A 22,189-nucleotide genomic window follows, 5' to 3' on the forward strand; every position below is an offset into this window, starting at 1 on the left:
CTACACGGTGGCGAGATCCCAGGCGCGGACGCCGCCGACGATGCCGGCGCTGTTGGGCACCACCACCACGTCGTCACCCATCCGGGTGAGCTGCTCGGGGCGGATCCGGCGCGAGTTCCCGCCGCCCAGGTAGAGCCGGTCCCAGCGGAACACCGGACGCAGCCCCTCCACCACCTGGCGGATCCGGCGGGACCAGAACGCGTCGCCCAGCCGGCGGCGCTCGGGCTCACCGACGTACGTGTCGTAGGTGGTGCCCCAGCGCACCGGGGCGTGGGACAGTTCGAGGTGCGGGGCGAGCACTCCACCGTCGAAGAGGGCGCTGCCCAGCCCGGTGCCGAGGGTCAGCACCAGTTCGCAGCCGGTGCCGGCGACCACCCCGGCACCGTGCACCTCGGCGTCGTTGAGCACCAGCGCCGGCAGGCCGAACGCGGCCGAGAGCGCGCTGCGGGCGTCGAACCCGGACCACTCGGCCAGCAGTGCCGGGTCGACCCGGCTGCGCGGGCCGGAACGGGTCACGTAGTGCGGGGTGGCCACCACCACGCCGTGCCGGATCATGCCCGGCATCCCCACCGTCACCCGACCGGCCGCCGGCAACCGACCGCCGAGTTCCACGAGCGTCCGGACGAACAGATCCGGCGGCAGCGGGTACGGCGTCGGCACGCGCATCGGCTGGGCCCGCATGGTGCCCGCGCCGTCGAGGACGGACGCCTTGATCCCGCCGCCGCCGCAGTCGATCGCCAGAGTGGTCAACACGCACGTGAGTCTGCCTCGTCCCGGGGGGCGGCCGCGCGGCGACGGGTAGGCTCGACTGCTTGTGAGCGCCACGCTGATCGCCAAGGATCTCGCCGCCGGGCACGGGGAACGAACCCTCTTCACCGGTCTGGACCTCGTGGTCGCCCCCGGTGACGTGGTCGGCCTGGTCGGGGCCAACGGGGCCGGCAAGTCGACGCTGCTGCGTACGCTCGCCGGTCTGTTGCCGGTCGAGGCCGGCAGCGTCGCGGTGAGCCCGCCCGGCGCGAGTGTCGGGCACCTGCCCCAGGAGCCGGAGCGCCGGCCCGGGAGACGGTGCGGGCGTTCCTCGCCCGCCGCACCGGCGTGACCGGGGCGCAGGCCGCCCTTGACGCGGCGACGGAGGCGCTGGCAGCCAGCCGACCGGGCGCGGACGACGCGTACGCCGCCGCCCTGGAGAGCTGGCTCGGGCTCGGCGGGGCCGATCTGGACGAGCGGGCCGAGGAGGTGGCCGCCGAACTGGGCCTCGCCGTCGATCTCGACCTGGAGATGACCAGCCTCTCCGGTGGCCAGGCCGCCCGCGCCGGGCTGGCGTCGCTGCTGCTCAGCCGGTACGACATCTTCCTGCTCGACGAGCCGACGAACGATCTCGACCTGGCCGGCCTGGATCGGCTGGAGGGCTTCGTCACCGGGCTGCGCGCCGGCACGGTGCTGGTCAGCCACGACCGGGAGTTCCTGGCCCGCACGGTCACCTCGGTGCTGGAGCTGGACCTGCACCAGCAGCAGGTGAACCACTTCGGCGGTGGCTACGCGGCGTACCTGGAGGAGCGGGAGGTGGCCCGCCGCCAGGCGCGCGCCGACTACGAGGAGTACGCCGACACCCGGGCCGGACTCCAGGCACGAGCGCGTACCCAGCGGGCCTGGATGGAGAAGGGGGTCCGCAACGCCCGGCGCAAGGCCACCGACAACGACAAGATCGGTCGGAAGTTCCGATCCGAGGCGTCCGAGAAGCAGGCGGCGAAGGCCCGACAGACCGAGCGGCTGATCGAACGCCTGGAGGTGGTCGAGGAGCCACGCAAGGAGTGGGAGCTGCGGATGGAGATCGCCGCCGCGCCCCGCGCCGGCGCCGTCGTGGCCACCCTCCGCGACGCCGTGGTACGCCGGGGCGACTTCACCCTCGGCCCGGTGCACCTTCAGATCGACTGGGCCGACCGGGTGGCGGTGACCGGGGCGAACGGTTCCGGCAAGTCGACCCTGCTGGCCGCCCTGCTCGGCCGCTTGCCACTGGACGCCGGCCAGGCCGCGCTCGGTCCGGGCGTGGTGGTCGGTGAGGTGGACCAGGCCCGTGGGCTGTTCCTGGGTGACGCGCCGTTGCTGGACGCGTTCCGGGCCGCGGTGCCGGACATCTCCCCGGCGGACGCGCGTACGCTGCTGGCCAAGTTCGGCCTGCGCGCGCAGCACGTGCTGCGACCGGCCGCGACGCTCTCCCCGGGCGAACGAACCCGGGCCGCGTTGGCCCTGTTGCAGGGGCGCGGCGTCAACCTGCTGGTGCTGGACGAGCCGACGAACCACCTCGATCTGCCGGCGATCGAGCAACTGGAGTCGGCACTGGCCAGTTTTCCGGGCACGCTGCTGCTGGTGACCCATGACCGACGGATGCTGGAGGCGGTGCGTCTCGACCGGCGGTTGCGGGTGGACGCCGGGCGGATCACCGAGTTTTGATCCAGCGGAATCCGGACGGCGGGGCGACAATGACACCATGCTCAGGTGGGAGTACGCCCTGTTGGTGCGCCGCCGCCAGGCCGCCACCAACGACCTCGGCTTCGAGGTCGTCTTCTCCTGGTACGGCCCGGACGGATCCATGATCGACGTCACGCCGTACGGCGACACCGCGCTGGCTCACCTCAACCGGGCCGGCGACCAGGGCTGGGAGTTGGTCGCGATGAGCGAGGACCCGTCCCTGCCGGGCAACAACGAGTTGCACCGCTACCACCTGAAGCGGCCCCGGACGGCGGCCGCGCCGCGGCAGCGGATGCGTTCGGGACGTCCCCGGCGGCCCATCCCGCGCTGACCCCGCGCGAATTTGCGCCACAACCTGCGCATACCGGGCGATTATCCGGGTAACGGCCGGCCGGAGGTGGCCCGGCATGGTCGCGTTGGCACATTCTCCGTCCTCGGCCGAGCGACTGCGGGCGGTGGACGGGTTCCTCACCGAGGCATGGGCGGACCAGGTCCGCCACGACGAGCGGCTGCGCCCGCTCGGTGTCGAGGTCCGCTTCGACCGGGGTGTCGCCCACCTGACCGGCGAGGTCGACGAGCAGGCCCAGCTGCGACTGGTACGCGAGCAGGTCGGCCGGCTGGCCGGGGTCTTCGGCGTCTGGTGTCGGGTACGGGTCGGCGGACGCGACCCGGTGGTGGTCGACCTGGGTTGCGGTGCCACCAAGCAGTGGCCGGGCAATCTCGGGCTCGACATCTTTCCCGCCCCCGGAGTGGACGCGGTCGCCGACCTGTCCGGCTCCCTGCCGCTGGCCGACGACTCGGTGGACGTGCTGTTCGCGGTGCACATCCTGGAACACCTGATCGACTTCCTCCCGCTGCTGGACGAGTGCCACCGGGTACTCCGTCCCGGAGGCGTACTGCACGTGATGAGCCCTTGGTGGGGGCATGTCAACGCGGTGGCCGACCCGACCCACGTGCGGCTGCTGGACGTGCAGACCGTCAAGGGCATCTGCGTGATGCGACCGCCGGGCACCCCGCGCTGGTACCCCCTGCACGCCGGCAGCGACGGCGCCTCCATCTTCGCCGACCTCACCCCGCTGGGACCGGCTGACGACGGCCCCTCCGCCACCCACCTGGCCCGCTTCTTCGACTAGGCCGCCCGGCCAGCGCCCTGGACACCGATGGTGTCCAGGGCATTCGTCTGTTTCGGCACCGGTCACCAATATTTCTCGCGGGTAACACCGGCAGGCCGCGCCATTGATCGAGACTTATCGAACCCCGGTAACTCGCCGGTAACAACCTGCTCTGCCGCACACCCCCGCGGAGGTATGACCGTGCCCAGACGTCTCGCCACCACCCTCGCCTCGGGCTTGCTCGCGCTGCTCACCGCCCTCGCCGTGGCCTCTCCCGCCACGGCTGCCGTCACCCCGCAGCAGAAGCTGTCCGTCCTGTCCAGTTGGACCCAGACCAGCGTCAGCAGCTACAACGCCTGGTACTCCGCCCGCCAGAATCGCGCACCCTGGGCCGAGTACAACTTCGACTGGTCCACCGACTACTGCTCGTCCAGTCCGGACAACCCGCTCGGGTTCAAGTTCACCCTGTCCTGCGCCCGCCACGACTTCGGCTACCGCAACTACAAGGCGGTCGGCCAGTTCAGCGCCAACAAGCCGCGCCTCGACAGCGCCTTCTACGAGGATCTGAAGCGGTCCTGCGCCACCTACAACTCCGTCGTCCGGCCGGCCTGCCTGAGCCTGGCATGGACGTACTACCAGGCGGTCGCCATCTTCGGTTCGGTAGCCGCCGTGCAGCAGTCCGACATCGACCGGGCCGCCCGGATGAAGGCCGACGCGGAACGACGCGCTCGCGCCTGACGAGCAGCGGCGGACGCCCGGCAGCACCCGCGGCCGGGCGTCCTGCCGGTCGGCGACCGTCGCTCAGGCGTGCTCGGTGTGGCGGTCGACGGTGCTGGGCTGACGTGGGGCGGAACGACCCGTGCCGGTGGCGAACCGCCCTGAATCGGCCGCCAGGTCGGGATGCTCGACCCCGAGCGCCAACGCGACCGCCTCGTCCAACCCCAGTTCGGCACCCTCGCCGTACGCCTCGTCGAAGGCGGCGTCGCCAAGCGCCCGCCGCAGCGCGGCCTGCCGCTGCGTCCAGTACGCCTCGTAGATGCCCGGCGTCGACCGCAGGCCCGCCCGGGTCGCCTGGGCGGCACCGAAGAGCCGGGCCGCGGTCAGCGGCTGGTCACCGAGCGCGCAGCGCACCGCGATCGCGTTCAACGTGTCGCAGGCCCGCCCGTGAAAACCGTGATTCATCCGGGACCGGAGCGCCGCCAGCAGGTGCTCGTGCGCGGCCACCAGGTCACCCCGAGCCAGCGCGACCATGCCGAGCAGCATGTCCACCGAGCGACGCCCCGGTCGGCCGGTCGGGCCGCCTCCACCGGCCGGGCCGCACCGAGCAGCTCCGCCGCCTCGTCCAGCGCGCCCCGCCGCCACAGCAGCTCGGCCAACCGGAGCACGGCGAACAGCGCCTCCGACTCGACCCCCTGGTCCTGCGCCCAGTCGATGACCTCCCGACAGACCCGCTCCGCCTCGGCGAACTGGCCCATGTCGACAAGCGGCGCGGCGCGGCCGGCGAGCACCCGGGCCAGCAGACCGGCGTCTCCGGCCTGACGGGCCGCCGCCTCGGCCCGCTGCGAGTAGCGCAGCTCCTCGCCGAACTCGCCGTCGCCACCGGCGTGCAGCGAATGCATGTGGTAGGCCGCCGCCAGTTCGTCCTCCGGGACCGCCTCGCCGGTCTCGGCCAGCCGGCCGTACAACCGGAACAACCAGAGCCGCCCTTCCCGGGCCAGCCCGCGCTCCCGCCACCACTGGTCCAGCCCGCCGGCCAGCCGCAGGCCGGCCCGGGCACTCCCACCCGTGGCGCACCAGCGCAGCGCGGCGCGCAGCTCACCGGCGAGTGGATCAAGCGCGTACAGCGACAGTGTCACCGGCTGCCCGTCCGGGCCGAGGTGAGCCCGCTCGAGGGCGTGCGCCGACCAGGCCACGTGCCGGTCACGGGCCGCCTGCTCCTCCCCGGCGTCGGCGAGCCGCCGCGCCGCGTACGCCCGGATGGGGTCGAGCATCCGGTAGGTGCAGCCGGTCACGTGCGGTTCCGCCAGCACCATCGACTTGTCGACAAGCACCGACAGCGGATCGAGCGGGTCGTCGTCGAGCAGCCACTCCACCGTCGGCAGGTCGACCGGGCCGGCGAAGACCGCCAGCCAACGCAGCAGTCGCGCGGCACGCGGCCCGAGCGTCCGGTAGGACCAGGTCACCGTCGCCTGCATGGTCAGGTGCCGTTCGACCGCCGAGCGGGCCGCCGCTCGGGTGGCCGGGGTCGAGGAACTCACGCCGGTGGCCGCCGCGGCCAGGTCGACGGTGTCCCGCTGGTTACCGGTGTTCCCCCGATCGGTCGGTGGTGGCAACGGAATCTCACGGCCGGCGTCGAGCGTGCCGAGCACGTCGTCGAGCCGCTCGGCGAGCTGCCCCACCGAGAGCACCCGCAGTCGGGCCGCGGCCAGCTCGATGGCGAGCGGCAAACCGTCAAGTCGCCGCACCACCCGCCGTACGTCGGCCGACTCGGACGGGTCGGGCTGGCGCCCGCCCCGCGCCGCCGCCGTACGATCCAACAGCAGCGCCACCGCGTCGCTCTCGGTGCCGTCGGGCGCCGGATCGACGCTCAACGGCGGGATCCGCCACACCACCTCACCCGGCAGCCCCAGTGGTTCCCGGGTCGTGGCCAGCACCCGCACCCCTCCGCCGCCGGCCAGCAGTCGGGAGACCGCGTCGGCGCAGGACGCCGGCTGGGCGTCGCAGGTGTCGAGCACGATCAGCATCCGGCGGGGAGCGGCGTACTCCACAAGCGTGTCGACCATCGGGCGGCCCGGCTCCGGGCGCAGGCCGAGCACCGCGGCGACGGCGAAGGCGACAAGTCCGGGGTCGGTGACCGTGGCGATGTCGACGAACCACACCCCGTCCGGGTACTCGTCCACCAGGTCGGTGGCGAACTCCACGGCCAGCCGCGTCTTGCCGCTGCCACCCGCGCCGAGCACGGTGACCAGCCGGTGCCGATTCACGAGTCGCGCCAGCTCGGCGCGTTCGGTCTGCCGCCCGACGAACGTGGTGACCTGGATCGGTAGGTTGTGCGCCACCACGTCGGCGGTACGCGGCCGCGGGAACTGCCGTTCCAGGCCGGGTGCGACGAGCTGGAAGAGCCGTTCCCGGTCGTCGAAACCACGCAGCCGGTGCAGCCCGAGGTCGAGCAGGGAGGCACCGGCCGGCAGTGGCCGGGCCCGCCGCGCCGTGGCACCGGAGCAGAGGATCTGCCCGCCGTGCGCGGCGGCGGCGACCCGGGCGGCCCGGTGCACCTCGGGGCTGGCGTACTCGCCGTCGCGTGGCTCCGCCCAACCGGTGTGCAGTCCCATCCGGACCCGGGGGGCCGCCTCGGGCGTCGGCCACTCGTGCTCACCGAGCGCCCGCTGCGCGGTCAGGCAGGCGGTCAACGCCGCTCCCGCGTCATCGAAGGCCAGGAAGAACGAGTCGCCCTCGGTCAGCAGCTCCGCGCCCTCGGCCGCCGCGATCGTCCGGCGCAGCAGCCGCCGGTGCTCGGCGAGCACCGGCCGGTAGCCGGACCCGAGTAGCTGGGCCAACCGGGTGGAGCCCTCGATGTCGGTGAAGACGAATGTCACCCAACCGGTCGGGAGGTTGATCCGTGGCGGCATGCGTGGAACCTCCCCCCTGGCCTCGGCACCATACTTCCCGAGACCGGATCATCACGCATCGTGAGAACGGTCGGCCGAGACTCCGACCCAAGGTGCCATCGGACCCTGCGTCCGGGCAAGGCCGGCAGCCACCCGTACCACCCTTCGACCACAGTCGCGGCGTGGTCAGCAGCCGCAGCCACCACCGCAGCAGCCGCCGCCGGCGGGTGCGGACGAGGCACCGGACCCGCCACCACCACGGCCGGTGACCGCGACCGTGGATAGCAGTTTCACCGTGTCGGCGTGCCCCTGCGGGCAGGGCGCCGGCTCACCGGCCCGCGCCATCGGACGGTTGACCTCGAAGGTGGCGCCGCAGGCGCGACAACGGAACTCGTACCGGGGCATGCCGTCAGCCTACGACCGGACCTGACGTCGGCGAAGACATGGGTGATACTCGACGAGTGGCAGACGGCGAAGAGCGCACCACCCTGCGGCCCCTGCGACCGGCCACGCCGCGCACCGACTCCGGCGGCGGCCCGGACGGGCCGGCAACCGGGCTGCCCCGTCCCCGCCGCCCCTGGCTGAGTTCCGGCAAGCCGGCCGACGACGCGGCACCGGACCCACCCCCCACCGACCCGGTTCCGGCGGAGGCCATCGACAACGCCGCCGGCACCACGAGCGACGCTACGACTCCCGACAGGACGGATGCCACCGCAGCGGAATCGACGCCGAAGACCACTGTCGAGGAGTCCACTCCGGAGTCCGGCGCACCGGCAGCCCGGCGCCGCCGGGTGCGCTTCGGGCACGCCGTACGCCTGCCGGGGCCTCGGGCCGCGGCCCGGGCGACCCGCGCCTGGTCGCGCCGGCCGAGTGGCCGACTGACCCTGCCGGGTGTGTTCCTGCTCGTCCTGGTCGCCGCGACCGCCACGGCCGGTGCGCTGCTGGTGCCCGCCACCCTGGGCGCTCCGCGTCCGGTGGCGGTCGACGCCACCGCCGACCCGCTGCCCAGCGACCTGCCGCCGTCCGGTCAGGTGCCGCCACCGGGGCAGTTCCCGCCCCCACCGCGACCCTCCCGCCCGGCGTGACCCCACCGGGCACCGCCGGGCCGGCCGGTGGACGCCCGTCCGACGCCCTGGCCGGCTGGGCCCGAGACACCGGTGCCAAGGTCGGCATCGACCCGATCGCCATGCAGGCGTACGGCTACGCCGAGCTGGTGCTCGCCGAGACCGACCGCGCCTGCGGCCTGAGCTGGACCACGTTGGCCGCGATCGGCCTGGTCGAGTCCCGCCACGGACAGGCCAACAACGCCCAGCTCGGCGCGGACGGCCGGGCTGTCCCGGAGATCATTGGTCTGCCGTTGGACGGCCAGGGCAACCGGATGCGGATCGCCGACACCGACCGGGGCGAGCTGGACCGCGACACCACCTATGACCGGGCGATCGGGCCGATGCAGTTCATCCCGACCACCTGGGAGGAGATCGGCGCCGATGCGGACAACGACGGCCGCAAGGACCCGCACAACATCCACGACGCCGCGCTCGCGGCCGGGATGTACCTGTGCAAGGGCGGCCGGAACCTCACCATTCCGGGCGACTGGTGGAACGCGATCCTGTCGTACAACGATGTCCGAAGGTACGCCCAGGACGTCTTCGACGCCGCCAACCGGTACGGACAGGCCAGTCGCACGTGAAGTGATCGTCCGCATACATTGGAGAACTGGACACTTCCCCCCGGCTGCGGATGACGGCAAGCTAGACGGGTGATGGTGCGCGAGTGGGACCCCAGGACCGCGTCGTCCGCCGAGATCGCGTCGCTGCTGGACACGCTGAACGCGGTCCTGGCGGCCGATCTTCCGCAGGATCCGCCGTGGCGGGAGAGTTCCCTGCGGGAATACCTCGCCGAGGTGATGCCGGGCGAACGGCGGATCTCCTGGATCGCGCAGGAGGATCCAGATGTCGACGGCGCTCCGGGAGCCATCCTCGGTCAGGTGCACGTGCTGCTGCTCGGCAACATCGGTGTGCTGGAGGTCCTGGTCCATCCGTCCGCGCGGCGCAGTGGTCTGGGCCGTGATCTCGTCCTGCGCGCAGCCCGCCGGGTCTATCAGGAGGGCTTTGAGTCGATCGGGGTGGAGGTGGTCGGCGACACTCCCGCCGTCGCCTTCTACGAATCACTCGGTTTCATTCGGGAGTACGTGGAGACCCGCAGTGTCCTCGACCTCTCCGGTGTCGACTGGGCCGAGTTGGCGGAGATGTCGACCGGGCTCGGCGCCGGTTACCGCGTCCAGTTCCACCCCGGCGGCCCGCCGGACGAGCTGATCGAGGCGTACGCGCGGGCCAAGGCCGAGATCCGGGACATCGAGGACGGCGAGCTACGACCCAGCTCGTACGATCCGCAGCGGCTCCGGGACAGCCTCGACTGCCTGCACCGGCGGGGCATGAAGCCGTACATCGTGCTCGCCCTGCACGAGCAGACCGGTGAGGTGGCCGGCCTGACCGAGGTGGTCGTGCCGGCCCAGCATCCGACCCGTGCCGACCAGTACGACACGATCGTGGTACAGGATCACCGGGGCTACGGCATCGACCGGGCGATAAAGGCTCGGATGCTGTTGGAGCTGCGCTCGGCCGAGCCGCAACTGACCGAGGTGCAGACCTGGAACGCGCAGGCCAACGAGGCCATGCTCAAGGTCAACGCCGAGCTGGGCTACCGCACCGACCGAGACTGGTGCGAATACAGCGTCGACGTCGCCGAGCTGGTCCATCGCCTCGACGCCACACGCTGACCGGTCGGCTGCCCGCCCGTCAGTTCCGGTACCAGGTGCTCGGGTCCGGCGGAGGCGGCACGTTACGGTACTTGGCCACCCGCACCTCCCACTGACTGCGGCGCCGGCGTGCCTCCCGGTCGGCCCGGGAACGGTGGTAGGTCTCCGGCGGTCGAGCCAGCCCGTAGATGTCCGCCCACCATTCGCCTGGTTCGGGGTCGAGAATCGTGTTCAGATGCGCCGGGTAGCGCCGGTCCGCGCCGTCCCGGGTGTCGTCCCAGACCTTCATCGGCAGCACGACCCGCCCCTCCTGGTCGACGACCACGAGATAGAGCCCGGCCGCACCGACCAGCCGCTCCAGCACGGCCAGGCTCGGCGTCAGGCTGCCCGCCTCGACCCGCGCGACGGTCGACGGGGCGACCTTGGCGAACCGGGCCATCCGCAGCTGGCTGAGCCCGACGATCCGGCGGGCACGTCGCACCAGACCGGCGATGGGAAAGGGACCGACCGTGGGGCCGAGGCCCGGCGGCTCGAAGACGATGGACATGCACCCGACCCTGCCGCTGCCCAAGCCGACGCGGCAACCCCTGTGGAAAAACCTGTGGATAACCCGAGCCCTCCGCACCGCCCACCCCCTCACAGCCCACCCGACCCGACCCTGGCAGGGCTAGCGGTCCGCTACCCTCAGCAACAATCACGGTGAGTGGCGGACGTGTCATCTCCCTCCGACCCTTCCCACAACACCTCCGCGTCCTTTGCTCTGCTTCAACCCGCGCAACAGGCTCTGACCAGCGGCGAAGGAAGTCAAGATCGCGGTCTATCGCACGCCGGCAACTACCCTCCGCAAGCTGTGCGTGGGTTGAAGCAGAGCAAAGGACGGGGGGAGGACATGGGCAGAGGTGGAGGAAAAATACTCAGGGTGATGACACTGGTTCGGTCGATGGTCGCACCAGTGCAGACGGGTTGGCGCGTGAACAGGCCGCCGCAACAGCGCAGCCGTCAGCCGTCAGCCTTGTCGGGTGCTCGGGGTCGAAGCAGGGTCAGTAACGCTGGCGGAGCAGTTGGGCGGCCTCGACGGCCCAGTAGGTGAGGATGATCTGGGCACCGGCGCGGCGGATCGAGGTGAGGGTTTCCAGCATCACCCGCTCCCGGTCGATCCAGCCGTTCGCGGCGGCCGCCTCGACCATCGCGTACTCGCCGGAGACCTGGTAGGCCGCCACGGGCACGTCCACGGCGGCGCGGACCGCCGACACCACGTCGAGGTACGGCAACGCCGGCTTGACCATCACCATGTCGGCACCCTCGGCGACGTCCAACGCGACCTCGCGCAGCGACTCGCGCAGGTTCGCCGGATCCTGCTGGTAGGCCCGTCGGTCCCCCTCAAGCGCCGACTCCACCGCGTCCCGGAAGGGGCCGAAGAAGGCCGATGCGTACTTCACGGCGTACGCGAGGACGGCCACGTCGGTGTGACCGGCCGCGTCGAGTGCCGCGCGTACCGCCCCGACCTGGCCGTCCATCATGCCGGACGGCCCGACCACCCCGACCCCGGCGGCGGCCTGGGCCACGGCCATCTCGGCGTACGCGGCGAGGGTGGCGTCGTTGTCGACCTCGCCGGCCGGGGTGAGCAGCCCGCAGTGCCCGTGCGAGGTGAACTCGTCCAGGCAGAGGTCACTCATCACCACCGTCGCGTCGCCCACCTCGGCGACCACGTCCCGGATCGCGACGTTGAGGATGCCGTTCGGGTCGATGCCGCCGGAGCCACGTTCGTCGCGCGACGCGGGCACGCCGAACAGCATGATCCCGCCGACGCCGGCCTGCACCGCTTCCACCGCCGCCTTACGCAGCGAGTCGCGCGAGTGCTGGAGCACCCCCGGCAGCGAGGCGATGGCGCGCGGCTCGGTCAGCCCTTCCTTGACGAACATCGGCACGACCAGCTCGGCCGGGTCGACGCGGGTCTCGGAGACCAGCCGACGCATCGCCGCGGTGCGGCGCAGCCGACGGGGCCGCATCTCTGGGTACGGCATGAACCCTCCCTGACGACCAGCCGGAGCCGGACCGGCTACCGGAACCTCAGCGCGGTCGGCCCCTGGACCTTCGAACCGCGGCGCTGCTTCGCCGGCATCGCGGCGAGCTTCTCCCGCAGCTCGACGGCGTAGCCGGCGAGCGCCTCCACCAGATCGGGCACCGACGCGTGCGGCGGCTGGACGTCGACCCGCAGGCCGAACTCCGTCGCGGTCTCCGCCGTCTTGGGCCCGATGACAGCCACAACGGTACGCGTGTGCGGCTTGCCGGCGATGCCGACCAGGTTCCGGACCGTGGAGGACGAGGTGAACAGCACCGCGTCGAACCCGCCCGACTTGATCGCGTCCCGGATCTCGGCGGGCGGCGGAGCGGCCCGGACCGTCCGGTACGCGGTCACGTCGTCGACCTCCCAGCCGCGCTCGGTGAGCCCGGCGGCGAGTGTCTCGGTGGCGATGTCGGCACGCGGCAGCAGCACCCGGCCGACCGGGTCGAGCACCTCGTCATGCGGCGAGAACTCGGCCAGCAGCCCCTCGGAGGACTGCTCACCGGAGGGAATCAGCTCCGGCTGGATGCCGAAGGCCCGGACGGCGTCGGCGGTGGCGTCGCCGATACAGGCGATCTTGACGCCGCCGAAGTGCCGGGCGTCCAGCCCGTGCTCGGCGAACTTCTCCCAGACCGCCCGCACCGCGTTGACCGACGTGAAGATCACCCAGGCGTACCTGCCGTCGACCAGGCCCTTGACCGCCCGCTCCATCTGGGCGGGGGTACGCGGCGGCTCCACCGCGATGGTCGGCACCTCACAGGGAATCGCTCCGTACGCACGCAGCCGGGCACTCATCGCGCCGGCCTGCTCCTTGGTGCGGGGCACCAGCACCTTCCAGCCGTACAGCGGGCGGTTCTCCCACCAGCTGAGCTTGTCCCGCTGACCCACACCGTCGCCGACGGTCAGCACGACCCGGCCGGTGAAACCGAGTGCCGCCGCGACGAAGGAGTCCACGGTCGACGTGGTGGTGTACTGCGTCTCCCCGGTGCCGTCCCCGGTCACTCCGACGTCGGTGGCGCCGTTCACGCCGGCGGCCAGCAGCCCGTCCCGGATCGCGGCCAGGTCACCGGCGTCGACCGCCAGCGCCAGCGAACCGCGTTGCACGGCCGCCGCCAGCGCGTCGAAGTCCAGGACGCTGACGTCCTCGACGTCGGCGGCGGTGCGTACGCCCGGCAGCGGCACGCCCGCGTAGGTGGCCACCCCCTCGGCCTGGCCGACTCCCGGAACCACCTCGAAGTGCGCGGCGGTACGCGCCACCGCCTGCACCTCCTTGACCACCGAGTCGTGGCCGAACGGATCGCCGGCCACCAGGTGCACCGCGTTCTGCCCGGAGCGGGCCGCCGAGATCAGGATCTTGGCCACGTCGCCCGGCGCGCCCTCGGCCGGGGTGAACTGGGCGTCGGAGCTGGCCTCGGCCCGGACGACGTCGAGCAGCGACTCGGGTACTCCCCGGTCGTACACCACCTGGTCGGCGCCGACCAGGGCGTCGTGCGCCCGGCGGGTCAGCAGGCCCGGGTCGCCGGGTCCTGCCCCGACGAACGCGATACGGCCTACGGGCTTACGGGTGCGGGTCATTCTGTGCTCCCAAATTGCTGGGTCCCCGGGCCGTCGTGTCCTTGCGGGCCGAGGATCGAGTCGGCGCCGAGGTCGAGGAGTTCGGCGGCGAGTGCCTTACCGATCTCCGCCGCGTCGGCGGGCGTACCGGTGCGGGACAGCCGGACCTCGTGCGTACCGTCCGGGCTGATCACCGCCCCGCGCAGGTAGATCTCATCGCCGTGCTCGCCCTCGGCGAGTTCGGCGTAGGCGGCGACCGGAGCGGAGCATCCGGCCTCCAGGGTGGCCAACATCGCCCGCTCCGCGGTGACCGCGGCGCGGGACGGTGCGTGGTCGAGCAGGGCGAGCAACTCGACCAGGTCGGTGTCGTCGAGCCGGCACTCCACCGCCAGGGCCCCCTGCGCCGGGGCCGGCAGCATCAGCATCGGGTCGAGCGTCTCGGTGACGGCGTCGGCGCGGTCGATGCGGGTCAGGCCCGCCCGGGCCAGGACGACGGCGTCCAGGTCGGCCTCCGGGCCGAGCACCCGGGCCAGCCGGGTGTCGATGTTGCCCCGGATCGGGGTGACCGACAGTGGCATACCCAGCGCTGCAGCTGGGCGATCCGGCGCAGCGCGCCGGTGCCGACGACCGCGCCGGGCGGAAGTTCGGCAAGCGTCCTGCCGTCGCGGGCGACGAGCGCGTCGCGCGGATCCTGGCGCGGCGGCACCGCGGCGATGTGCAGCCCCGCCGCGGTCGCCGTGGGCAGGTCCTTGTAGGAGTGGACCGCGAAGTCGATCGTCCCGGCGACCAGTGCGTCACGTAGCGCGGAGACGAACACGCCCACCCCGAGGCGGTGCACCGGCGCGTTGGACCGGTCGCCGGCGGTCACCACCTCGACCAGTTCCACGGGACGTCCGGTACGCGCCGTCAACGCCTCGGCGACCTGCCCCGACTGGGCCATCGCCAGCTTGCTGCCCCGGGTACCGAGGCGCAGTGGGGCCTCGTTCATCGCTCGCCTCCGGTGGGTGGGGTGATGTCGGGCACGGTGTCCACCGGCGAGGTCTGCGGGACCTGGAGGTCGAACAGTTCCCGCAGCAGGGCCGTGTACTGGTCGCCGCCGGGTTCGGCGGCGAGCTGACGGACCCGGACGGTCGGCTGGTGCAGCAACCGCTGGACCACCCGGTGAACCGTACGGGCCACCTCGGCGCGCTGGTCGTCGCTTAGGTCGGGACGGCGTTGCGCGAGCCGGCGCAGCTCGGCGGTGACCACGTCGTCGGCCCGGCCGCGCAGCGCAGCGACGGTCGGCGCCACGTCGGCACCGCGCAGCCAGCAGAGGAAGGACTCGACCTCGCCGGCCACGATGCGCCTGACGGCTGCGGCGTCGGCGGCGACCGGGCCGTCGGCGAGCAGCGCCGCCATCCGGTCGATGTCGATCACCTCGACGCCGGGCAGCTCGGCGACGCCGGGGCCGACGTCTCGCGGCACCGCGAGGTCGAGCAGGACCAGTGGGCCACGCCCAGGGGCGCGGTCGGCGGTCGCGGCGGCGACCACCTCGCGGGTGAGGACCGGCTCGGGCGAGGCGGTGGCGGCCACCACGACGTCCACCGTGGCAAGTGTGTCGGCCAACTCGGCCATCGGTCGCGCGCCGGCTCCGTAGGACTCGGCCAGCCGGACGGCGCGGTCGGTGCTCCGGTTCGTCACGGTCAGCGGTCCGGCACCGAGCCGGGACAGCGTCGCCACGCCCAGCGAGCCCATCGCCCCGGCGCCGACGATCAGCGCGGGTCGACCCGTGAGGTCGTCGTCGAGGTGACCGGCGGCGAGTCCCAGCGCGGCGGTCACCACGCTCTGACCGGCGCGGTCGATGCCGGTCTCCGAGTGGGCCCGCTTACCCACCCGCAGCGCCTGCTGCATCAGCTCGTGCAGCAGCCGCCCGGCGGTGTCGGCCGCACTGGCCCAGTGGTAGGCGTCACGTAGCTGCCCGAGGATCTGCGCCTCGCCGATCACCATCGAGTCCAGACCGGCGGCCACCCGGAAGATGTGATCCACCGCAGCCGAGTCGAAGTGCACGTAGAGGTGGTTGGCCAGCGCGGCGGGCTGGCAACCCGCCTGCTCGGCGAGCACGGCACAGATGTCGCCGAGGCCGCCGTGGAAGCCGGAGACCGCCGCGTAGACCTCCACCCGGTTACAGGTGGAGACGAGGACGGCCTCGCTCACGTACGGCTGCGCGATCAGCCGACCCAGCGTGCGGTCGAGCCCGCTGGGTGACACCGCGAGTCGTTCCAGGGTGGCGACCGGTGCGGTGCGGTAGGACGCGCCCACGACGAGGAGTTTCACGTGCCGATCGCCTCCTGGCTCTCGGTGACCGCGAGACCACCGGGAAGGGCGGTCAGGGCGGACCCACCGGCGGCGGGCAGCGCGGTCAGGGATGCCTTGCGGTGCTCGTGGAACGACAGGATCTGCAACTCGATGGCCAGGTCGACCTTGCGCACGTCGACCCCTTCGGGGACCGAGAGTACGCACGGCGCGAAGTTCAGGATGCTCGTCACGCCGACGGCGACCAGCTGGTCCGCCACCCGTTGCGCGGCGGCGGCCGGGGTGGCGATGACACCGATCGCGATGGATTCCTCGGCGGCCACCCGGGGCAGTTCGTCGATGTGCTGCACGACCAGCCCGTTGATCTCTTCGCCGACCCGCTCCTGATCGGCGTCGAGGAGGGCGGCGATCCGGAACCCACGGCTGGCGAAGCCGTCGTAGCCGGCCAGGGCGTGACCGAGGTTACCCACGCCCACCAGGGCGACCGCCCGGCGCTGGGTGAGCCCGAGCACGTACTCGATCTGATCGATCAGCAGCCCGACGTCGTAGCCCACGCCCCGGGTGCCGTACGAGCCGAGCTGGGACAGGTCCTTACGGAGCTTTGCCGAGTTCACCCCGGCGGCATTGGCCAGCCCTTCGCTGGAAACCGTCTCGTGACCGGTTTCCGCGAGGTTGTGCAGGGCACGGAGGTACTCGGGGAGCCGGGCCACCGTCGCCTCGGGCAGGTCCGGGAGCGCCGGTACGGCACCTGCGCGGCCGGGCGCGCCAGGGTGACGGTGCTGACTCATGAGACTCCGTGCGGTGCGATCCTCGACCAACTCCACCGGTCGGCCGTTTCGGGACTCCCGCCGGCGACCGATGGTGCCGGCTGTGCTAGCGGGGCGCGTCGGAATTACAGAGTAGGCGCTTGTGAAGACGTGCACAAATCGCGATCTTGCTGGCACGGCCCGCGTCCCCACCGGCCCCTCCATCCCACAAGATCGATCATCACCTCGCCATCGGCGCCCGCGCGATTATCGCTCAATCCCGACTTCTCTGACCAATCACACGTAGCCCCGACTCCCCTTCCAATTCGCCGATCATGAAGTTGTCGCCCCGACACGCCGGATTTCCCGCGCGACAACGTCATGAACGGCGCAGTGGGTCGGTGGAACTGGTGGCGAGGGTCACGGCCTCGGTGAGCGAGTCGGCGACGGGGTGGCCGGAGGCGAGCAACCGGGCGCGATCGGTGAAGCCGCCGCTGTAGAGGACGGCGCGGGCGCCGACGGACCGGGCCGCGTCAGCGTCGTCGAGCGAGTCGCCGATCAGCACCACCGACCGGCCGTCGACACCCAACGCGTCGAGATGCCGCGCCAGCGACTCCGCCTTGCGGTCGCCACCGATCTGCGCCCGCAGCCCGTCGACCCGGGCGAACCGGCCGGTCAGGCCGTACGTCTCGACGGTGGGTATCAGCTCGTCGTGGAACCACATCGACAACAGGGACTGGCTGCCTGACCAGGCCGCCATCGCGTCCACGGCGTCGTGCGCCAGCTCACAACTGGTCAGACCCACCCGGTACGCCTCGTGGAAGATCTTGTCCAGCCGACCGAAGGCGTCGTCGTCCACCGCTCGGCCGAGGATCTCCGCGTAGTAGTCGGCGATCGGTCGGCGGAACCTCACCCGGTGCTCGTCGGGGGTGACGCTCGGCCCGCCCTCGCTGGTAAACACCGCGTTGGTGCAGGCCACCACGAGGCTGAGGTCGTTGAGCAGGGTGCCGTTCCAGTCCCACACCAGATGAGCGCTCGCAGGGGTCATCGCCGCACCCTATCCGGCCGCACCCCCGCGCGGCGGCCTCAGAGCTGCGGGGTGGTCAGGTCGCGCAGCAGCCGTTCCTCCTCGACCCGCCAGTAGCCGTGTTCCCTGCCGTCGAGCAGCACCACCGGCAGCCGGTCGCCGTACTCGCGTTCCAGCTCCACGTCGCCGCTGACGTCCCGCTCGGTCCACCGGTCGCCGGTGACCGCGACCACCCGGTCGAGCGCCGCCTTGGCGTCCTCACACAGGTGACAGCCGGGGCGGGTGATCAGCGTCAGGCGGGGTTCACGCATCGGTCTCCTCCGTCGTACCGAGCAGGGTCTTGCGTACCTTCCCGATCACCGAGCGCGGCAGCACGTCGACGAACTCGACCTCGGTCGGGCACTTGAATCTGGCCAGGTTACGTGTGCAGTGCGCGATCAGCTCGGTACGTGCCACCGCAGCCTGCGGCCTCGGCACCACGTACGCCCGCACAGTCTCCCCGGTCCTCGGGTGCGGCACACCCACTACGGCGGACTCCGCCACCGCCGGATGGGCCGACAACACCAGCTCCACCTCGTGCGGATACACGTTGAAGCCGTTGACCAGGATCAGCTCGCCGATCCGGTCGACCAGGAAGAGGTCGCCGTCGGCGTCGGCGTACGCCACGTCGCCGGTGGGCCACCAGCCGTCCGCGTCCGGTCCGCCCGCACCGTCCGGCCAGTAACCGGAGAACAGGTTCGGACCACGCACCACCAGCTGTCCGGGATCGGTGCCCGAGGCCGGGTCGGTGAGGTCCATCTCGTCCGGATCGTCGTCGAGCGCGGCGACTCCGTCGCGCCACAGCTCCGTACCGTCCGCACCGACCAGCCGCACCTGCACGCCGGGCAAGGGACGGCCGATCGAGCCGGGCCGGGGTTCGCCGCCGACCAGGGTCGAGGTGAGCACCGGGGCGGTCTCGGTCAGGCCGTACCCGACGTGTACCGGACGCCCGGCGGCCTCGGTGAAGCGCGCCGCGTCGGCCGGCTCCAGCGGCGCCGCGCCGCACACCACGATCCGCACCGCGGCCATCGCCTCGGCGAGGGTGTCGGTGCCCGCCCGGGCCCAGGCCTGCACCATCGACGGTACGCCCACCAGGACGCTCACCCGGTGCCGGGCGATCTCGGCGAGCGCCGCGTCGGGGCCCGCGTCGTCGACAAGTACCCCGGTCGCACCATGGTGGAGCACCGCACCCAGCCCGGAGTTCAGCCCGTAGGCGTGGAACAGCGGCAGGGCCAGCAGCACGGTGTCGTCCGGGCCGACCACCGGCGGGTCGATCCGGCCGATCTGTTCGTGGTTGGCCGCCAACGCACCGTGGGAGAGCATGGCTCCCTTCGGCCAGCCCGAGGTGCCCGAGGTGTAGAGCAGCATCGCAAGGTCGTCGGCGCGTTGGGCCGGAAACGTCCGGTCGCCTTCCGCCGTCGGTGCGCTGGTGTGCACCGCGACCAGCGCGGGCAGGTCCAACTCCCCGGCCAGGTCCCGGATCCGCTCGGTGCCGATCAACACCGACGCGCCCGAGTCGGCCAGGACGTGTCGCAACTCGCGCGCGGTCAGGCCGGGGTTCACCGGTACCGCGGTCAGCCCGGCGCGCAGCGCGCCGAGCAGGCTGATCACGAAATCCGGCACGTTCGGCAGCGCCACGGCGACCCGCGCCCCGGGCCGGGTCGCGTCGGCCCCCGGCACGGCGACCAGTGCCCGGGCCGCACCGCTCACCGCCTCGTCCAGTTCGGACCAGGTGATCGTCCGATCCTGCCAATGCAGGGCGGGCTTGCCCGGGTACCGCGCCGCCGCCCGGCGAAGACGGTCGGCGAGGTTGGGACCGGAGACCGAGTCAGGATCCTGCACGGTGGCTGAGTCTGGCACAGCCCGACCCGCACGGCCACGCCCGCGAGTCCCGTCCACGGAACCGGACCGCGTCACCGACGGTGCGGTACAGGTGCGACGGCGACGCACCGCGGGTGCCCGGCCCGGTGCTGTCGCCGGTCTCCACCAGACTCCGGCACTCGACATCGATCCCGCCCGCCACCTGCACGAACAGCGGTTCCAATGGGGATCATGTGAGTCGTCTGTTGTCAACCACACCCGACGGACAACCGGTCCGCCGGGTCGACGACACGTCAGGAAATACTTCGGCCCTGTGTAACGGACTTGCCACGCGCGGGTGACGTTGGCCCTATCATCACTCGGGTCGGCTCACCCCATTTGCCGTGAGTCGACACCCCTCAGCCCGAGGAGGCCCCCGTGCCGTTGAGCGCATTGGACCAGCACCTCAAGGGGATCTGCCGCCCGTCGGCACGCCCCGGAGCCCCCCTGCCCGACGCGGCGCCGACCGGTCGACCGGTCGTCGCCGGCCCGGCGGCCACCGGCGGAACGGAGGCGGCGCGATGACCACCTTCGGCTTCGCCGAGCGTCCGGTCGGCCTGACCGGACCGGCCGCCCGCGCTCCGATCAACGAACGCGGCGGTGCCCACGGCGCACCGGACGCGTCGGCCAATCTCGCCGTCCGGGGTGACGGCGCCGCGCGACGGGTGGGCAGTCGGCCCCACCAGAACGAGCCCCCACATCGACCACCCGTGCCCGGTGGGAACGCCAAACCCGCCGGCGGTCGGGTCGCCTCCCCGAACCGCCCGACGATGCCGGCTCAGGCTCGGCGCAGTGGGGACGCACCGGTCACCGAGGTGTCCACCACCGAGACCGCGGTCCTTCCCGCGGTGCCCGCGACGACCGGCACCTCGACCGGGTTCCCGAGCCGCCCGGATCCCTCCGATCCGGCCACCGAGGTCTGGGCCCTCGTCGAACGCGCCCAGGCCGGCGAGGCCGAGGCGTTCGGGCTGATCTACGACCGCTACGTGGACACGGTGTTCCGCTTCGTCTACTTCCGGGTCGGCAACCGGCAACTCGCCGAGGACCTCACCTCGGACACCTTCCTGCGCGCCCTCAAGCGGATCGGCAGCTTCACCTGGCAGGGGCGCGACCTCGGTGCCTGGCTGGTCACCATCGCCCGCAACCTGGTCGCCGACCACTTCAAGTCCGGCCGGTACCGGCTGGAGGTCACCACCGGCGACGTCCTCGACGCCGATCGGGAGGATCGAGGCCCGGAGGGCAGCCCGGAGGCGGCGGTGGTGGAGCACATCACGAACGTCGCCCTGTTGAGTGCGGTGAAACGCCTCAACCCCGAACAGCAGGAGTGCATCGTGCTCCGCTTTCTCCAGGGCTTCTCGGTAGCCGAGACCGCCCGGGCGATGGGCAAGAACGAGGGTGCGATCAAGGCGCTGCAGTACCGGGCGGTCCGGGCCCTGGCACGGCTGCTCCCGGACGGCTTCCAGCCGTGACCTTCCGGCACCGTCACGAGGGTCGCCCGCCCTGGTCGGCTGCTGGGCACCCAGACCTGACAGCGATCACTTTGCGTAATTTCGGCACCGGCCGGGCCGTAACCCGCCCCCGGCACGGCGCGTTTCTCCGGGTGCGACCGGTGACAGGCCGGGAGCCCTCGGGGGCCTCCGGATGACCTGCGACGGTGCCGACGAGGGCCCTCCGCCGTGATGTCACGAGGTCATCGGTCGCTGGCGGTGAACGCGGCCGACCGGCCGTGACCAGCGAGAGGAGGTGCCACGGTGGACAACGCCCTCTTCTCCCGTCGGCGCGCCGAGCGCTTCGCGCAGCTTCTCGACGAAGCCAACGGCGGCCGACGTCATCACGTGCGATCCAGGGACGACGACCAGCTCGCACCACTCGTCACGCTCGGCCGGCAGCTCGGTGCCAACGCGCCGGACGCCGAGGTCGACCCGGAATTCCGCACCGGCCTGCGGGCGATGTTGCTGGCCACCGCCGTTCGGGAGGGTGTCGGCGCGCCGGCCCCCGCCCGCCCGGCCGAGAAGGCGTCTTCCGGTCGTGGGTCGCTGCTGCCCCCGGTGACCGCCCGTCGGGCCCGCGCTCGCGGTGCGATTCTCATCGGCATCGCCGCCGGTGCCGTGGCCGTTTCCGGCATCTCGGCCGCCAGCGAGGACGCGGTGCCCGGTGACGCGCTGTACGGCATGAAGCGTGGCACCGAACGGGCGCAGCTCGCGCTCACCAGCTCCGACATCAGCCGGGGTCAGCTCTTTCTCGACTTCGCCCGCACCCGATTGGCCGAGGCGGCCACGGTGAAAGGCAGCCCCGGTGGATACCGGGCGGTGCTCGACGACATGGACGCGGACACCCGGCAGGGCGTACGCCTGCTCACCGGGGCGGCCGCGCAGCGCTCGGATCCCGCGGCGCTGGCCGCGGTCGACGCGTTCCTCACCGACCAGCGGCGTTCGCTGAGCGCGCTGGAGGGTCGGGGCTCCCGGATCGACCGGGCGCGCACCGGCGAGTCGCTGGCGCTGCTCGAATCCGTCGCCGAGCGGGCTGACGCCGTACGGGCCGCCATCGGCTGCGGCCGGGAGTTCACCGTCAGCAGCGACACGCTCGGCCCGATCCCCGCCGCCTGCTCCTGACCGGTCAGGCGCTCATGGCCCGCCAGGCACCGGACCGGTGCGGCTGT

The 22,189-nt window shown here is 72.3% G+C and carries 16 protein-coding genes and 4 pseudogenes; 8 read left to right on the forward strand and 12 right to left on the reverse strand.

Annotated features, from left to right (window positions below):
- Entirely contained in the window at positions 1–753 is a 753-nt protein-coding gene (locus ENC19_RS18810) for an ROK family protein (protein ID WP_093403500.1), read from the reverse strand.
- 61 nt (positions 754–814) lie between these two features.
- Between ENC19_RS18810 and ENC19_RS31480 the strand changes: the two are divergent.
- From ENC19_RS31480 to ENC19_RS18830, 4 genes and pseudogenes are all read left to right on the forward strand, one after another.
- Positions 815–2,451: pseudogene (locus ENC19_RS31480) on the forward strand (ABC-F family ATP-binding cassette domain-containing protein).
- A gap of 37 nt (positions 2,452–2,488) precedes the next feature.
- Positions 2,489–2,800, forward strand: coding sequence for a hypothetical protein (locus ENC19_RS18820; protein WP_164448454.1), 312 nt, complete (start codon positions 2,489–2,491; stop codon positions 2,798–2,800).
- Positions 2,801–2,876: 76 nt separating this feature from the next.
- The gene (locus ENC19_RS18825) at positions 2,877–3,602 is read left to right on the forward strand and encodes a methyltransferase domain-containing protein (protein ID WP_164448455.1); all 726 of its coding nucleotides are present in this window, start codon (positions 2,877–2,879) and stop codon (positions 3,600–3,602) included.
- Between the two features lie 180 nt (positions 3,603–3,782).
- Positions 3,783–4,319 (forward strand): phospholipase, encoded by a 537-nt coding sequence (locus ENC19_RS18830; protein ID WP_164448457.1) that lies wholly within the window; start codon positions 3,783–3,785, stop codon positions 4,317–4,319.
- A 63-nt stretch (positions 4,320–4,382) separates the two neighbouring features.
- On the opposite strand, the pseudogene ENC19_RS18835 reads toward ENC19_RS18830, so the two are convergent.
- Both ENC19_RS18835 and ENC19_RS18840 read right to left on the reverse strand, forming a co-directional pair.
- Positions 4,383–7,210, reverse strand: a pseudogene (locus tag ENC19_RS18835) (ATP-binding protein).
- A 165-nt stretch (positions 7,211–7,375) separates the two neighbouring features.
- Positions 7,376–7,594: an FmdB family zinc ribbon protein gene (locus tag ENC19_RS18840; RefSeq protein ID WP_164448458.1), complete on the reverse strand. Its 219-nt coding sequence runs from the start codon at positions 7,592–7,594 to the stop codon at positions 7,376–7,378.
- Positions 7,595–7,650: 56 nt separating this feature from the next.
- Between ENC19_RS18840 and ENC19_RS18845 the strand changes: the two are divergent.
- Together ENC19_RS18845 and ENC19_RS18850 are read left to right on the forward strand one after the other, a co-directional pair.
- Positions 7,651–8,879 (forward strand): annotated as a pseudogene (locus ENC19_RS18845) (lytic murein transglycosylase).
- 72 nt (positions 8,880–8,951) lie between these two features.
- Entirely contained in the window at positions 8,952–9,968 is a 1,017-nt protein-coding gene (locus tag ENC19_RS18850) for a GNAT family N-acetyltransferase (protein WP_164448663.1), read from the forward strand.
- 19 nt (positions 9,969–9,987) lie between these two features.
- Here ENC19_RS18850 and ENC19_RS18855 read toward each other — a convergent pair whose 3' ends face one another.
- The 9 genes and pseudogenes from ENC19_RS18855 to ENC19_RS18895 form a co-directional block, all read right to left on the reverse strand.
- Positions 9,988–10,494, reverse strand: coding sequence for a helix-turn-helix domain-containing protein (locus ENC19_RS18855; RefSeq protein ID WP_164448459.1), 507 nt, complete (start codon positions 10,492–10,494; stop codon positions 9,988–9,990).
- 493 nt (positions 10,495–10,987) lie between these two features.
- Positions 10,988–11,971, reverse strand: a complete 984-nt coding sequence (gene hemB, locus ENC19_RS18860; RefSeq protein ID WP_164448461.1) for a porphobilinogen synthase — start codon at positions 11,969–11,971, stop codon at positions 10,988–10,990.
- Between the two features lie 35 nt (positions 11,972–12,006).
- Positions 12,007–13,587: a bifunctional uroporphyrinogen-III C-methyltransferase/uroporphyrinogen-III synthase gene (locus ENC19_RS18865; protein ID WP_164448462.1), complete on the reverse strand. Its 1,581-nt coding sequence runs from the start codon at positions 13,585–13,587 to the stop codon at positions 12,007–12,009.
- Positions 13,584–14,554: pseudogene (gene hemC, locus ENC19_RS18870) on the reverse strand (hydroxymethylbilane synthase). Before hemC ends, ENC19_RS18865 begins: the two are co-directional and overlap by 4 nt.
- Entirely contained in the window at positions 14,551–15,879 is a 1,329-nt protein-coding gene (locus tag ENC19_RS18875; protein WP_164448463.1) for a glutamyl-tRNA reductase, read from the reverse strand. Before ENC19_RS18875 ends, hemC begins: the two are co-directional and overlap by 4 nt.
- Positions 15,876–16,646 (reverse strand): redox-sensing transcriptional repressor Rex, encoded by a 771-nt coding sequence (locus ENC19_RS18880; protein ID WP_164448464.1) that lies wholly within the window; start codon positions 16,644–16,646, stop codon positions 15,876–15,878. The genes ENC19_RS18875 and ENC19_RS18880 overlap by 4 nt, the downstream gene beginning before the upstream one ends.
- A gap of 337 nt (positions 16,647–16,983) precedes the next feature.
- Positions 16,984–17,652 (reverse strand): HAD family hydrolase, encoded by a 669-nt coding sequence (locus ENC19_RS18885; protein ID WP_164448465.1) that lies wholly within the window; start codon positions 17,650–17,652, stop codon positions 16,984–16,986.
- A gap of 38 nt (positions 17,653–17,690) precedes the next feature.
- Positions 17,691–17,942: a glutaredoxin family protein gene (locus ENC19_RS18890; protein WP_093403479.1), complete on the reverse strand. Its 252-nt coding sequence runs from the start codon at positions 17,940–17,942 to the stop codon at positions 17,691–17,693.
- Positions 17,935–19,512 carry an AMP-binding protein gene (locus ENC19_RS18895; protein WP_281602936.1) on the reverse strand — a complete coding sequence of 526 codons (1,578 nt, stop codon included), beginning with the start codon at positions 19,510–19,512 and terminating at the stop codon, positions 17,935–17,937. The genes ENC19_RS18890 and ENC19_RS18895 overlap by 8 nt, the downstream gene beginning before the upstream one ends.
- Positions 19,513–20,051: 539 nt before the next feature.
- Here ENC19_RS18895 and ENC19_RS18900 point away from each other — a divergent pair.
- Together ENC19_RS18900 and ENC19_RS18905 are read left to right on the forward strand one after the other, a co-directional pair.
- Complete coding sequence (locus ENC19_RS18900; RefSeq protein ID WP_164448467.1) at positions 20,052–20,999, forward strand: ECF subfamily RNA polymerase sigma factor, BldN family; 948 nt, start codon at positions 20,052–20,054, stop codon at positions 20,997–20,999.
- 282 nt (positions 21,000–21,281) lie between these two features.
- Positions 21,282–22,142, forward strand: a complete 861-nt coding sequence (locus ENC19_RS18905; RefSeq protein ID WP_164448468.1) for a DUF5667 domain-containing protein — start codon at positions 21,282–21,284, stop codon at positions 22,140–22,142.
- Positions 22,143–22,189: the final 47 nt, after the last annotated feature.

It is taken from the genome of Verrucosispora sioxanthis, from assembly GCF_010560025.1.
In the GTDB taxonomy this organism is placed as follows: domain Bacteria; phylum Actinomycetota; class Actinomycetes; order Mycobacteriales; family Micromonosporaceae; genus Micromonospora; species Micromonospora palythoicola.

Excerpts from the sequence above, each read along its gene's own strand:
- ENC19_RS18820 (WP_164448454.1), top strand. The coding sequence starts at position 2,489 with ATGCTCAGGTGGGAGTACGCCCTGTTGGTGCGCCGCCGCCAGGCCGCC.
- ENC19_RS18825 (WP_164448455.1), top strand. The coding sequence starts at position 2,877 with ATGGTCGCGTTGGCACATTCTCCGTCCTCGGCCGAGCGACTGCGGGCG.
- ENC19_RS18840 (WP_164448458.1), bottom strand. The coding sequence starts at position 7,594 with ATGCCCCGGTACGAGTTCCGTTGTCGCGCCTGCGGCGCCACCTTCGAG.
- ENC19_RS18850 (WP_164448663.1), top strand. The coding sequence starts at position 8,952 with ATGGTGCGCGAGTGGGACCCCAGGACCGCGTCGTCCGCCGAGATCGCG.
- ENC19_RS18855 (WP_164448459.1), bottom strand. The coding sequence starts at position 10,494 with ATGTCCATCGTCTTCGAGCCGCCGGGCCTCGGCCCCACGGTCGGTCCC.
- hemB (WP_164448461.1), bottom strand. The coding sequence starts at position 11,971 with ATGCCGTACCCAGAGATGCGGCCCCGTCGGCTGCGCCGCACCGCGGCG.
- ENC19_RS18865 (WP_164448462.1), bottom strand. The coding sequence starts at position 13,587 with ATGACCCGCACCCGTAAGCCCGTAGGCCGTATCGCGTTCGTCGGGGCA.
- ENC19_RS18880 (WP_164448464.1), bottom strand. The coding sequence starts at position 16,646 with ATGAGTCAGCACCGTCACCCTGGCGCGCCCGGCCGCGCAGGTGCCGTA.
- ENC19_RS18885 (WP_164448465.1), bottom strand. The coding sequence starts at position 17,652 with ATGACCCCTGCGAGCGCTCATCTGGTGTGGGACTGGAACGGCACCCTG.
- ENC19_RS18890 (WP_093403479.1), bottom strand. The coding sequence starts at position 17,942 with ATGCGTGAACCCCGCCTGACGCTGATCACCCGCCCCGGCTGTCACCTG.
- ENC19_RS18900 (WP_164448467.1), top strand. The coding sequence starts at position 20,052 with ATGACCACCTTCGGCTTCGCCGAGCGTCCGGTCGGCCTGACCGGACCG.